The organism is Actinospica sp., assembly GCF_035552695.1.
Lineage (GTDB): Bacteria > Actinomycetota > Actinomycetes > Streptomycetales > Catenulisporaceae > Actinospica.
In genome coordinates this window covers 34,283-47,520 of the sequence record NZ_DASZKT010000116.1, presented here as the reverse complement: position 1 = coordinate 47,520, position 13,238 = coordinate 34,283, and the positions used below count along the sequence as shown (strand labels likewise).

The 13,238-nt window shown below is 72.2% G+C and carries 9 protein-coding genes and 1 pseudogene; 4 read left to right on the top strand and 6 right to left on the bottom strand.

All coding sequences use genetic code 11. The features are described from left to right. Positions 1-2,109 (bottom strand): DNA polymerase Y family protein, encoded by a 2,109-nt coding sequence (locus tag VG296_RS14270; RefSeq protein WP_325566179.1) that lies wholly within the window; start codon positions 2,107-2,109, stop codon positions 1-3. Positions 2,110-2,165: 56 nt separating this feature from the next. Between VG296_RS14270 and VG296_RS14265 the strand changes: the two genes are divergently transcribed. Next, entirely contained in the window at positions 2,166-3,023 is an 858-nt protein-coding gene (locus VG296_RS14265) for a hypothetical protein (protein ID WP_325566178.1), read from the top strand. 145 nt (positions 3,024-3,168) lie between these two features. Here VG296_RS14265 and VG296_RS14260 read toward each other — a convergent pair whose 3' ends face one another. Continuing rightward, a complete protein-coding gene (locus VG296_RS14260) occupies positions 3,169-4,245 on the bottom strand; it encodes a hypothetical protein (RefSeq protein ID WP_325566177.1) in 1,077 nt (358 codons plus the stop codon). Positions 4,246-4,497: 252 nt separating this feature from the next. Here VG296_RS14260 and VG296_RS14255 point away from each other — a divergent pair, with 252 nt between their 5' ends. Continuing rightward, entirely contained in the window at positions 4,498-5,685 is a 1,188-nt protein-coding gene (locus tag VG296_RS14255) for an AAA family ATPase (protein WP_325566307.1), read from the top strand. A gap of 247 nt (positions 5,686-5,932) precedes the next feature. Here the strand turns inward: VG296_RS14255 and VG296_RS14250 are convergent, their stop codons facing one another. Further along, positions 5,933-6,208 (bottom strand): hypothetical protein, encoded by a 276-nt coding sequence (locus VG296_RS14250; protein WP_325566176.1) that lies wholly within the window; start codon positions 6,206-6,208, stop codon positions 5,933-5,935. Positions 6,209-6,481: 273 nt separating this feature from the next. Further along, the gene (locus VG296_RS14245; RefSeq protein WP_349259554.1) at positions 6,482-7,126 is read right to left on the bottom strand and encodes a dihydrofolate reductase family protein; all 645 of its coding nucleotides are present in this window, start codon (positions 7,124-7,126) and stop codon (positions 6,482-6,484) included. Between the two features lie 260 nt (positions 7,127-7,386). On the opposite strand from VG296_RS14245, the gene VG296_RS14240 reads away from it, so the two are divergent. Beyond that, complete coding sequence (locus VG296_RS14240; RefSeq protein ID WP_325566174.1) at positions 7,387-8,310, top strand: phosphotransferase; 924 nt, start codon at positions 7,387-7,389, stop codon at positions 8,308-8,310. A gap of 6 nt (positions 8,311-8,316) precedes the next feature. Next, positions 8,317-8,469: pseudogene (locus VG296_RS14235) on the top strand (PadR family transcriptional regulator); the annotation flags it as partial. A 473-nt stretch (positions 8,470-8,942) separates the two neighbouring features. On the opposite strand, the gene treZ reads toward VG296_RS14235, so the two are convergent. Then, positions 8,943-10,694 carry a malto-oligosyltrehalose trehalohydrolase gene (gene treZ / locus VG296_RS14230; RefSeq protein ID WP_325566173.1) on the bottom strand — a complete coding sequence of 584 codons (1,752 nt, stop codon included), beginning with the start codon at positions 10,692-10,694 and terminating at the stop codon, positions 8,943-8,945. Continuing rightward, positions 10,691-13,219: a malto-oligosyltrehalose synthase gene (gene treY, locus VG296_RS14225; RefSeq protein WP_325566172.1), complete on the bottom strand. Its 2,529-nt coding sequence runs from the start codon at positions 13,217-13,219 to the stop codon at positions 10,691-10,693. Before treY ends, treZ begins: the two co-directional genes overlap by 4 nt. Positions 13,220-13,238 lie beyond the last annotated feature (19 nt).

Below are 13,238 nucleotides of genomic sequence, written 5' to 3'. Positions count from 1 at the left end.
TCAGCGGTAGACCCCCTCCACCCGCCAGGCGCCGTGTTCGAGGGCGAGCAGGAAGGCGCGACCGTCCGCGGTGGACAACTGGAGCCTGGCGCGGCGGCGGGATGCGGCCGGTCGCCACGGGTGCTCGTGATACGGCCAGGGTCCGGCCCAGGTGGTGACCGGAAGCGGGCGGCCGCCGAGGACGAGGACGGCGGGCCGGTCGCTGAGGCGGACGCGGCCGGACACCTCGATGTGGGCGCCGTCCGAGCCGAGGAGCAGGACAGGGGGCTGATCCTCCGGGAGCAGCGAGGGTGCGGGTGCCGGCACGGCGCCGGGCCAGGGGGCGTCAGGGTCCGCGGCGGAACCCTTGGGCGGCTTCTCACCCCAGAGCGTCCGGGCGATCCGGGCGGCGGGGTCGCGTCCGCCGGTCAGGTGCAGCAGGGTGACGCCGTCGTGGCCGAGCATCGCCTGCACCCGCTCCGCCGCGCGGTCCACCCGATCCGGCACGGTCTCGCGCCCCCACAACGCCTGCTGGCTGCCGGTATCCACGACGAGCGGACCGGGGACGAGGCGCAGCGAGACGAGCGGGTCGGCGGCGACCTCCGCGACCGAGGAGAACCGATCCGCCTCACGCGCGCGGTCCGCGAAGGACCCCCCGGAGGACTCGCGCACCCCACCTCCGAACACGTCCACGGCGGAGAAGGCTCCATACGATCCCCGCACTCTGACTCCGGACACATCCGCAGCCGAGGAACCCCCGCGCGCCCTCCGGGCTCCAGCTCCCGACACTTCCGAAACGTCTGCGGCGGCGGGGACCTCGTACGATCCCCGCGCACCGGCTCCCGACACGTCCGACACGTCCACGGCAGAGGAGACTCCGCGCGGACCCCGGGCTCCAGCTCCCGATACTTCCGAAACGTCCGCGGCGGCGGGGACTTCGTACGATCCCCGCGCACCGGCTCCCGACACTCCCGAAACGTCCGCGACAGAGGAGGTCTTGTACGAGCCTCGGGTTGCTCCGGCCCCCGACACTCCCGACACTCCGGGCACGTCCACGGCGATGGAGGCTTCGCGGGGGCTGTGGGCTCCGGCTCGGGATACTCGGGTCCGCCAGCCGTCGAGCTGCCAGCGGACGCGCTGGGCCAGGGCCTGTGCGGACAGGGCGGAGCCCAGTGCGTCGCCGTTGCGCCAGGTCCGCGCGTACTGGGCGCCGCTCTCGGTGGCCAGCTCGATCCGCACGGAGGCGCAGGTCACGCCCGCGGCGGCGAGGTCGGCGCGCCAGCGGTCGGCGAGCGCCTTGGCGGCGAAGAGCACCTGCTCGTCGCGCTCGGCGGGCGGGTCGAACAGATGCAGGGCGCTGAGATCCTCGCCCGGGCGGCGGGCCGCGGGCGGGCGCGGGTCGAGTCCTCTGGCCAGCCGGTGCGCCTGGACGCCGACGGGGCCGAAGCGGTTGGCCACGTCCGCCACCGGCAGCGCGGCGAGGTCGCCGAGAGTGCGGATGCCGAGGCGTTCGAGGATCCCGCTCAGCTCCGGGCGGTCGAACACCCGCAGCGGATAGGGCGCGAGGAACGCGGCGCTGCCGCCGGGCGGGACGATCAGCGGTTCATCGACGGGCAGCCGGGCGGCCAGGCTCGCGGCGAAGGTCCCGTCCGCGATGCCGACGCCGCAGCCGAGCGGGTCGCCGGGCGGCGCGGCGGCGTCCGTCTCCGCGGCGGGCTCGGTAATGCCGACGTCGGCGACGGCCTCGCGGACCAGCAACGCCAGCCGGGCCTCGCCGCCGTGGTAGCGGGCCGGTCCCGGCGCGGCGAGGGCGATCAGGCCGGGGCGGACGACCTCCACCCCGGCCGCCACGTCCTCCACCGCCTGCACGACCGGTTCGAAGACGCGCTCCTCGGCCGGCTCGTCGCGCGGGTACGCGCGCAGTTCCGGGCACAGCCGCTGGGCGTCGCGCACCCGCTGGCCGCGGCGTACCCCGGCCGCCCGCGCCGCCGCCGAACAGGCCAGCACCGTGGCTCGCGCGCCCTCCCCGACCAGCACCGCGGCGGGCACGTCGGGCCCGGCGCCGACCGCGTGCACCGGCCAGTCCGGGCACCAGACGACCAGGACCCGGGTGATCTGTTCGTCGTTCATGGGAGGCGACACCTCGCGACTGCCCGCGCGGCCTTCTCGAAAGCTAGGCTGCGCAGATGATCTCCGAAGCAGGCGCGCAGGACCGCTGGACCGAGGATCCTTCCGAGCCGGAGATCCCCTTGCTCGGCGGGGATGTCACCGAAGGCGTTGTCCGGGTGGGGACGACCGTGCGACGGCCGATGGGACGAAACGCGGCTTTCATCCATGCTCTGCTGCGGCACCTCGAAGCAGTCGGCTTCGAGGGCGCTCCGCGATACCTGGGCGTGGACTCCGCCGGGCGCGAGGTCCTCACGTTCGTCGAAGGCGAGGTGGCCGGGCGTCCGCACCCGGCGTGGATCGCCGACGAGGCCAGGCTCGCCTCGATCGGCAGGCTGCTGCGCGGCTATGACGACGCCGCGGCGACCTTCGTCGCCCCCGAAGGCATCGAACTGGAACTGCCTGCCGACCCGCCGGGACTGCCCCCGGCCCCTACGTACGCGGACGAGGTGATCGGGCATCTGGATGTCACTCCGGAGAACGTCGTCTTCCGAGACGCGACCGCTTACGCCCTGATCGACTTCGATCTCGTGCGACCCGCGACCAGGGTCGACGAGCTGTACAACGCCATGCTCTGGTGGGCGCCGCTCAACGAGCCGCGGGACGTCGGCCCCGGACTGCGTGGGCTCGACGCGCCGAAGCGGTGCCGCATCCTGGCCGACGCCTACGGCATGTCGGACCGGGACCGAGGCAGGCTCGTGGAAGTCGCGGTACTGCGCACTCGCCGCTCGTGGCACCTGATGAAGTACCGCGCCGAAACGGACGGCGGCGGTTGGCGGCGCATGTGGGACGAGGGAGTCGGCGAGATCATCAAACGGCGCGAGGCGTGGCTCGAACGCAACGGCGCTGAGATCGAAGCCGCGTTGAAGGCACCCTGAACCCGTAGCCGAGCATCGGCCCGCACCCGGCTCACCGGGCATGGATCCCACTTCGAATATGCCAACTGCGCCAGTGGGGGTGTCGGCGGTCTGGGACATGATGAGCTGCCTGGGATGACGGGTCGGGCGGAAGTGCCGGGGCGGATCAGGCCACTGCGGTGAGTCGCGGCGCGGTGCCCTCCTTCCGGTCCGTGCGGTCCCGGTCTGGCCGGGCGAGAGTGGAGGCGGACAGGGGTGTCTCGGCGCCCAGGTCTTCGGGCAGCAGAACCTGGACGCTGCGCCGCCGCCGGGTCCGGTCCTCGGCGTCGATCCGGGCCTGGCCGGCGACGAGGTGCCCGGTGCCCGCGTCGAAGCCGGTCCAGCCGAGCCGCCGCACCCGCAGCGTCGTCCGGGCGCCGGGCCACGCGCCGAGCACGAGCAGGGCCGCGCGGTGCCGGGACTCGTCGCCCGCGCCCTGCCGCAGCCGGGCATCCACCCGGCGGGCCACCTGCGCGGGGACCGCGTCGGGCGGGGAGAGCAGCACCAGGTCGACGCCGTCCGCCAGCACCGTCGCGATCTCGGCCCAGCGCTCCCCCGGCCTGGCGACGACGAGCAGCCGCTGCAACGCGCCCTCCCGCAGCGCCTCGGCCCCGAGCAGTTCCGCCAACGCCGCCCCGCCGAGCCCGCGCACCCCGACCGCCGCGCACCACAGCCCCTGCCGCAGCGCCCCGGCCAGCAGCGCGAGGGTGAGATAGTCCACCGCCGCGACGCCGAAGGGCGCGGAGGTGGGAGTGAGCGCGGCTGTTCGGAACGGGACCGGATCGGGGGCGGAGGAGGCGGCGGCGTCACCGGGAATGGGAACGGGAACGCGAGCGGCTGCGGACGGGCGGACGGCGCGGGTGGGAGCGGGAGGTACGGAGGCGGGCACAGGCGCAGCGGTGCGGGTGGGGATGGAATCGCGGGCGGGCGCAGCAGTGCGGGTGGGGATGGAATCGGGGGCGCGGGCGGGCGCGGCGGGGCGGGGCGGGGTGGGATCGGGGGCGGGGGCGTCGCCGGGGAGGGCTAGGGTCTCGCCGCGGCGGATTCCCTCGGGGAGCAGCGGGGTCAGCGGCTCGGGGACGGCGATCGGCTCGAAGCTTCGCGGTGACGCATCGCCCAAGGTCAGGGCCCCGACAGCAGCCAGGGCCGCGCGTCGCTCAACCACGTCCGCCGAAGCTTTTTCGAACACTTGAGCGACTGCCATGGCGCCAGTATCACCCCGGCGCTCGGGGTATGTCAAAACATAGAGATAGCTGACGCAGGGTCAGATGGAACGGATGGCTGATCTGAGTGCCGCCTTCTGGCCGCAGCGATTTCGAGTCCCGGCGATTTCGAGTCCCGGCGGCGTCGAGTGCCAGAGCGGTCGAGTGCCAGAGCGTAGGGATACCTCGCGGTCCAGGCGACCACTTCCCGGCCCGATTGGGGCGTCACGCATGGTGATAGCGTCAACTTCGTGATGCGGGTACTCGCGGTGGAGAACTACCGGTCGCTGCGCCACCTCGTGGTCCCGCTCGGGCCGCTGAACATCGTCACCGGATCGAACGGCAGCGGGAAGTCGAGCCTGTATCGCGCGCTACGGCTGCTGGCCGACGCCTCGCGCAACGGCACCGTGGCGGCACTCGCCCGGGAGGGCGGGCTCGACTCGACGTTGTGGGCCGGCGCGGACAAGCTCGAGCGCAGCAGCGAGGTCCACTCGCTGCACAGCGCCGTACGTACCGGGTCGGGCCTGCGCCTCGGCTTCGCAGGCGGGACCAGTGATTTCGGGTACGCGATCGACCTGGACCGGCCGCCGCCGGACGGCACCGCCACCCTGTTCCGCAGCGACCCGGACATCAAGCGCGAAGCGGTGTGGAGCGGGCCGGTGCTGCGCCCGGCCGCGCTGCTCGCGGACCGGCACAACAGCGTCGCGCGGATCCGGGAGGGCCGCGGCGGGTGGGCCGAGCTCTACGACTCGATCCGTCCCTACGAGAGCATGCTGAGCGAACTGGCCGACCCGCAGCGCGCGCCCGAGGTGCTGCGGCTGCGCGAGCAGATCCGCTCCTGGCGCTTCTACGACCACCTGCGCACCGACGCCGCCGCGCCCGCCCGCCACAGCCCGATCGGCACCAGGACCACCGTGCTCGGCCACGACGGCGCCGACCTCGCGGCAGCGCTCCAGACGATCCGTGAGATCGGCGACAGCCCGGCGCTGGACGCAGCCGTCGACCTGGCCTTCCCCGGAAGCCGGCTGCGCGTGACGCGCGATGAATCAGGGCGCTTCAACCTGCGGCTCTCCCAGCCCGGACTGTCGCGCCCGCTGAGCGTCGCCGAACTGTCCGACGGCACCGTGCGCTACCTGCTATGGGTCGCTGCGCTGCTCACCCCGCGTCCGCCGGAACTGCTGGTGCTCAACGAGCCCGAGACGAGCCTGCACCCGGACCTGCTCGTACCGCTGGCCCAGCTGATCGTCACCGCGGCCGCCAAGTCCCAGCTCATCGTCGTCTCCCACTCGCAACCGCTGATCGACGCGGTGAGCCGGCTCCTCGAGGAGTCCGGAGCCGATCACCCGGTGAACACCATCGAGCTCACCAAGGTCTCCGGACAGACCCTGATCGCCGGACTCCACCCCCTCGACGAACCCCCGTGGCACTGGCCGAAACGATAGCCTCGCCGCTGGCGACCTGCGGCGGGACGCGGAGGCACGAAGATCCCGGCATGAAATTCGCAGAACGAGCCTGCATCACTCATCCCCCCCGACCTGCCGCTGAGCCTATGACGCCATTTTGAAGCGGACGACGATCCCACGAGGAGCAAGGGCACTACTTCAGCATCGTGCTGCTGGCCCTGCCGGGCTACTACGACACCCCCGCCCAAGCCGACGAGCGTGCCCGCCACCGCGCCGGTTCCAACCGTCATGCTTCGGCACAGTCCCGTGATGAAGTCGGCCTGGGGCGCGGTTTCGGCTTTTCGACCGGCCCGTTTCCCCAGGCCGCTTCCCGAACCCGCCGGGTGCCTTTGTACTTCGAGAACGGCGCGCCCGCCGGCCGCACTCCGTGGGCATCCAACCACGCGAACATCTCAGGGTGCAGCTGCGGAAGGACCGTGCCGATCGTCTCCATGGTGACGCTCGCCTTGATGGCCACATACGGTTGCTCGGCGCGCTGCACGATCTCCGGGTCAGTCTGCATACCTCCCTCCGCTTGCCGATGGCCTGGACAATACGGCGACGATACCGCCACGCTCCGAGAGATGCGCCCGTGGCCACGGGACTTGATCTCTGTTCAGCGGGCAACCGCCATCGACCGCACTGACTCCGTACCCTGACATGCAACTGCCCACAGCTACGCCTGCCACACCGGCAGGCCAACCCATCGGCGCGTCAACCCGAACCTCGGCATCGCTCCGCCCGCCGCTCGCCGGGCGCAAGCGTTCCTCGTCCAATCCCCGAGTGGGTCCTCACGTCACCTTCGCCAGAACAGGTGGTGCGTCACGCCGCTCGGGCTGGGCACGACCTCAAGATGGAACCGGTCGAGCAGTTCGTCGGGGGACTCCCAGAGTCGTAGTCCGGGCCCGAGCTTCACCGGCGAAACCGCCACATGCATGGTGTCGACGAGGTCAGCGTCAAGGAACTGCCGGATGGTGGTAATCCCGCCGCCGAGTCGGACGTCCTTGCCGTCCGCCGCGTCCCGCGCCCGTTCGAGGACCGTGGCCGGGTCGCCGTCGACGAAGTGGAACGTGGTGTCGGAGAGCGTGAACGACGGACGCGTGTGGTGCGTCATGATTAACACCGGGGTGCGGAACGGGGGCTCGTCACCCCACCAGCCGCGCCAGTCATGGTCCTGCCAGGGCCCGCGCTGGGGCCCGAACTTGTTGCGGCCCATGATCTCGGCGCCGATGTTGCGTGCGAAGTCTCGCGTGAAGTAGTCGTCGAGGCCCCGGCTCCCCCCGGGATCCGTGCGCATGGGCCAGCTCGCTGTGGCTCCGGCCCAGGCGAACAGCCTCTCGGGATGGTCGTAGCCGAACGGTCTCCCCAGACTCTGGTGCTCACCGGCACCGATTCCGTCACTCGAGACATTGAAGTTCATGACTTTCAGCAGTTGATCCATGTGCTTCCTCGTCAGGTCGGGTCGCGTCATCGTGTGGCGAGGCGCCGCACATCATGACGTCGAACAGGACGTGGCCGGATCGACAGCGGCCCGTAACTTTTTTCCAAGGCGCGTCGGGACGCAGTTAGACACGCCTCGGCCGCGGCGGCCGCAGGGGCGGCAGCGATGGTGTGATGCTCTGCTCTGGAGCTTGCGCATCGATCGCACGTCGGAACGGTCGGACGGCGTTGTCGTGGTCGAACCCAATATGGTTGCTCCGCATGACCGAGATCGAGACCGAGATCACCGCGGGTCTCATCCGCGAGCTGCTGCGGGACCAGCATCCGGACCTGGCCGAGCTGCCCCTGCGCGAGGTGGAGGGCGGCTGGGGCAACCAGATGTGGCGCCTCGGAGACGAGTTGGCCGTGCGGATCCAGCGCATGGACACCGACCCCGATCACCAGCTCAAGGAGCGCCGGTGGCTGCCGCTGCTCGCCCCACGCCTACCGCTGCCGATCCCCGTCCCGGTGCGCAGTGGTGCGCCCTGCGAGCGTTTCCCCAAGCTTTGGACTGTCATGACGTGGGTGCCGGGCCTGCCGCTGGACCACGGGTCGATCACCCGCGGCGAGCACGCGGCCGACACCCTGGCGGCGTTCCTGCGGGCGCTGCACGTGGCAGCGCCCGCCGACGCACCGGTCGGTAAGGGCTTCGGCGCGCACCCCAGGGACTGCACGGACGGCTTCTATCAGTTCTTCGACTCCGTCGACGCCGACGCGATCGGCTCCGACGCCGCCGAGGTCCGGGCCGTGTGGGACGACGCCGCCGCGGCCCCCGGATGGGAGGGGCCGCCGGTGTGGGTGCACGGCGACCTGCATCCCGCGAACGTCGTCGTCGCGGACGGGACGCTGGCGGGCGTCGTCGACTTCGGCGCCCTGTGCGCCGGCGACCCGGCGTGGGACCTGGCGGCCGCCTGGGTACTGCTGCCGGCGGGAGCGGCCGCACGCTTCTTCGCCGCGTACGCGAAGGCTGACGAGCCGACGGTCCGGCGCGCCCGCGGGCTGGCCGCGCTCAAGAGCCTCTTCCTGATGCTGATGGGCCAGAACGGGGACCGCGGCATGCCCGGCGGCAAGCCGGCGTGGGGACCGGCGGGACGGGCGGCACTCGACCGGGTCCTGAGCGAGCGTCTGACCCGATTCCACGATTGAGTCGGGACCGGAGATGTCTGGCCGCTGAACGTCGGCCAGGTCTACACGACGGTGCAGCGTCTGGAGCGCGACGGGCTCGTCGCGTCCGGCGACGGTGACGAAGCCGGGCCGCGGAAGTGCTTCCGGATCACCGACGAGGGCAGCGAAGAGCTCGCAAGCGCGGTGCCGCCGCGATCCTGGTGACGCATGACCCGCAACCGGCTTCCTGGGCCGATGATCATGTGGCGTTCCTGCGGGACGGCGCGATCACCGACCAGACCGCGGCGCCTGGGCATGACGGTCGGCACCATCCGGCGAGTCCGCCGGAGAACTACGGACCCTGACAGCCACGGGAGCCTCCCGCGCGGTGCGCCGAAAGCTGACTGCGGCGACATCGGGCGCCCGGGCCGGCGCAGGCGTCGTCCTGGGAGCCTCGGCCACCGCCCTGGGCCCTGATCGGCATCTAACACCGCGATATCGACGCCCTGAGCCACACCCCGTCCCTACCCTGGCCGCCGCCTTCGTCCTGGGTGTCCCGGTGCTGGCCACCCTCGCCGCCGGCTGGCTCCTGGCCGGCCGCGAACCCGGCACCATCGCCCGGCAGTTGGCGGAGTGAGCCTCAGGTCACCTGCCCCGGTTAGGCCAGCGGCCAGCTAACGGGGCTCGGCGCAGCGGATCACGGCGGCGGATTCGGGAGGGAGGGTGAGGGCGGTGCCGTCGAGGCGTACGCCGGGGGCGGAGGCGAGCAGGATCGTGGTGGGGGGCTCGGCCGAAGGTACGGGGACGGTGCGCGGGGCGGGCGAGAGGTTGGCGGCGATGTGCAGGGGGCCGCGGCGGACGACGATCCAGCGGTCGGCCTCGTCGAAGTGGACCTCCACGTGGGCGAAGGTCGGGTCGGTGAGGGCGGGTTCCGCTTTGCGGAGGGCGATGAGGGATCGGTACCAGGAGAGCAGGGCCGCGTGCGGCCCGCGGGTCCGTTCGGGCCAATGCAGCTTGCTGCGCGCGAAGGTCGCCGGGTCCTGGGGGTCCGGGACCTCGTCGGGGGACCAGCCGTAGGCGGCGAACTCGGCGCGGCGGCCTTTGCGGACGGCGTCGGCGAGTTCGGGCTCGGGGTGGGAGGTGAAGTATTGCCACGGGGTGCTCGCGGCCCATTCCTCGCCCATGAACAGTTGGGGCGTGAACGGGGAGGTGAGGAGCAGGGCGGCGGCTACCTTCCGCAGTCCTTCGGGGAGGGAGGCGCCGATGCGGTCTCCCTGGGCGCGGTTGCCGACTTGGTCGTGGGTTTGCAGGGAGACGATGAAGTGGGTGGTGTCGAGGGTGTCGGTGTCTACCGGGCGGCCGTGGTGGCGGGCGCGGAAGGTGGAGTAGGTGCCGTTGTGGAAGAAGGCTGAGGTCAGCACTTTTCCGAAGGCTGCGAGGTCGCCGAAGTCGCAGTAGTAGCCCTGGCGTTCGCCGGTGAGGGCGCTGTGCAGGGCGTGGTGGAAGTCGTCGCTCCACTGGGCGTGGATGCCGAGGCCGCCGTCGCCGCGCGGGGTTATGGTCCGGGGGTCGTTGCGGTCGGTTTCGGCGATGAGATGGAGGTGGCGGCCGGTGTGCGTCGCGAGATCGTCCACGGCCGCCGAGAGTTCTTCGAGCAGGTGGACGGCGCGGGTGTCGATGAGGGCGTGGACGGCGTCCAGGCGCAGGCCGTCGATGTGGTTGTCGCGGAGCCAGAACAGGGCGTTGTCGATGATGAACGCGCGGACCTCGTCGGAGCCCGCGTCGTCCAGGTTCACGGCGGCGCCCCAGGGGGTGCCGTGCGCGTCGGTGAAGTACGGGCCGAAGTCGGCGAGGTAGTTGCCGCTCGGGCCGAGGTGGTTGTAGACGACGTCGAGGAGCACGCCGAGGCCGCGGGCGTGGCAGGCATCGACGAAACGTCGCAGCGCCTCCGGGCCGCCGTACGGCTCGTGCACGGCCCACAGTGCCACGCCGTCGTAGCCCCAGCCGTGGTCGCCGTTGAAGGCCGCGACCGGCATGACCTCGACGAAGTCGATGCCGAGGGCGACGAGGTGATCGAGCTTCGCCATCGCCGCGTCGAAGGTACCCTCGGGGGTGAACGTGCCGATGTGGAGTTCGTAGATCACCGCACCGGGGAGGGGGCGACCGCGCCATGCCGAGTCGGTCCAGCGGAATGCCGCGGGGTCGTCGGGGGCGCTCGGGGAATGCACGCCGCGGGGCTGGCGGCGGGAGCGCGGGTCGGGGCGTGGGGGGCCCCCGTCGAGGCGGAAGGCGTAGCAGGCCGCCCCACTCGGGAGGGTGGTGTGGAACCAGCCGGGGCGGTCTCCGCGATTCATCGGGATCACGGCGTCACCGGTGTCCAGATCGACCCGTCGGGCGCGCGGGGCCCAGACTTCTATCGAGGTCACGAGGCATCCTCGCGGACGAGTAGCGCGACCGGAAGTTCCTCCGTCAACGCGCCGAGCGGCACCCCGATCCCGGCCTGGCCGTCGACGTGGTATTCGCGGCCGCTCAGCCGGCAGCGCCAATGGCCGGGCGGCAGGGAGAGCGTCGTGTCGCGCCAGCCGCCCGCGCGTTCGAGGCCCACGGACAGCCGCGTGCCGATGACGGCGACGTGCTCGCCGCGCAGGAACGCGAGCGCGTGGTCCGCCGCCGGGCCGATCGGGAACAGCGGGGTCTGCGGCGCTTCGGGGGCGAACCACTCGGGGCGCTCGCGGCGAAGGCGCAGGGCGCGGGAGGTGATGAGGATCTTGGCGGTGGGGGCGGGGAGGTAGCCCGGAGAGGAGTACGCGTCCGCCTCGTCGAGCAGGGCGCGCAGGGCGGGGAAGTCCACGGGGCGGCGGTTGTCCGGGTCGGTGAGCGCCCAGAACTCTGATTCGGTGCCCTGGTAGACGTCGGGAATCCCGGCCATCGTCAGCTGGACCAGCTTCTGAGTCAGGATATTGCTGCGGACGTAGGGGGCGAGGTGGTCGGTGAAGGTGCCCAGTTCGGCGCGGACCTTCGGGCTCTCCAGCGCGGCCTCGGCGAAGCCCAGCACCCTGTCCTCGTACGCCTCGTTGGGCGCGCTCCACGAGGTGCGGCCCTTCGCCTCCCGCAGGGCTTTGCGAAGGTATGTCAGCAGCCGGTCGGCGTCGATCGGCCAGGCGCCGAACAGCGTCTGCCAGAGCAGGTACTCGTCCGCCGGGTCGGGGGCGTCCGGGGGCGTGGTCGTGGCGCGCACGGCGACCTGGAATCCGGCCAGCGCGGCGGCCCATTCGTCGGGGAGTTCGGTGAGCAGGGCCAGGCGGGCGCGCACGTCCTCGGAGCGCTTGGAGTCGTGCGTGCTCAGCGCCGTCATCGCGGCGGGCCACTCGGACTGCCGCAGCGCGCAGAAGCCGTGGAACCTGGCGGACGACATCGCCGGCTCGGTCGGTTCGCCGCCCACGTCGGAGGCGCTGGGCAACGCCGTCCACCGGTAGAACGCCGTGTCCTCGACGCCCTTCGCCATCACCGCGGCGCAGGTCTGCTGGAAGCGCACCTGGAACTCGTCGCGCGGCTCGTCGCGCGGGCCGACGCGGCCGAGCGCGAGGTCGCGGACCAGGTTCAGCGTCTCGTGGCGCTCGGCCGGGAGGGTCGTGGCCGCCGCCTTCGCCGCCGCCTCGACCCGCATCACCGATTCGGCGGGAGCGGACTCGCCGGGGACCGTGTACGCGCGGTAGACCCGCAGGTTCGCGATCAGGGCGCTGACGGTCTCGCGCAGTCCGGCCTGGGTGTGGTCGCGCAGCTCCAGCTCGGTGTGGCAGATCGCGACGAGCACCTCGACGAGCCGGTCCACCTCGGCGCGCAGCACGGTGTCGAGCACGCCGAGCCGCGCCTGCCTGGCCACCGGCCCGAACTCCTGGGCCGAGCCGGTCAGGCCCGAGTAGAGCGCGACGACGCGTTCGGCGCCGATGGGGTCGGTGAGCACCGCGGCGATCGCCCGCTGCGCGTCGTAGCCCGTGGTCCCGGCGCACTCCCAGTCGGCGGGCAGCTGCTCGTCGGCCCCGAGGATCTTCTCCACGACGGTCCACGCGCCGCCCGTGGCGCCGTGCAGGAAGCTCAGGTAGCCCCGCGGGTCGGCGAGGCCGTCCGGGTGATCGATGCGCAGCCCGTCGAGCGTGCCGTCGTCCACCAGCTCGAGCAGCAGCCGGTGGGTGGCGTGCAGCACGCCGGGGTCCTCGACCCGGATCGCGATCAGGCTGCTGATGTCGAAGAAGCGGCGGTAGCCGGGCTCCTCGGCCGCGACCCGCCAGTACGCCGGCCGGTAGAACTGGGCGCGCAGCAGCTCGGGCGGCTCCAGCTCCTCGGTGCCGGGACGCAGCGGGAAGACGTGCCCGAAGTAGCGCAGCACCGGGCCGCCGAACTCGGCGACGGCCGCGTCGGAGCGGTCCGCGTGCAGCTCACCGGTGCGCAGGCACTCGCCGATCCGGCGGCCGAGCACGGGCAGCAGCAGCGCGCCGTCCTGCGCGGACCAGTCCACGTCGAACCAGGCGGCGAAAGGCGACTCCGGGCCCTCACGCAGCACCGACCACAGCGCGCGGTTGCCCTTCTCCGGCACCGGCACGGCCATGTGGTTGGGCACGACGTCGGCGATCGCGCCGAGCCCGCGCTCGTGCAGGGCCGCGGCGAGCCGGTGCAGCGCGACCTCGCCGCCGAGGCCGTCGGCGATCCGGTCGTGGTCGATCACGTCGTAGCCGTGGGTGGACCCGGCGGTGGCCTGCAGGATCGGCGATAGGTACACATGAGTGACGCCGAGCCGGTCGAGGTAATCCACTTGGGCTAACAGGTCGTCGAAAGTCATGCCCTCGGACAGCTGTACGCGGTACGTGGACCCGGGTACCCGGTGTCGCCGCCGTTCCTCGGGCTTCGCGGTATCCAGCTCGCTCTCCCTGCTCTCCGCGTGCCGCGCCGGCACCGTGTCGCATCCAGTCTTT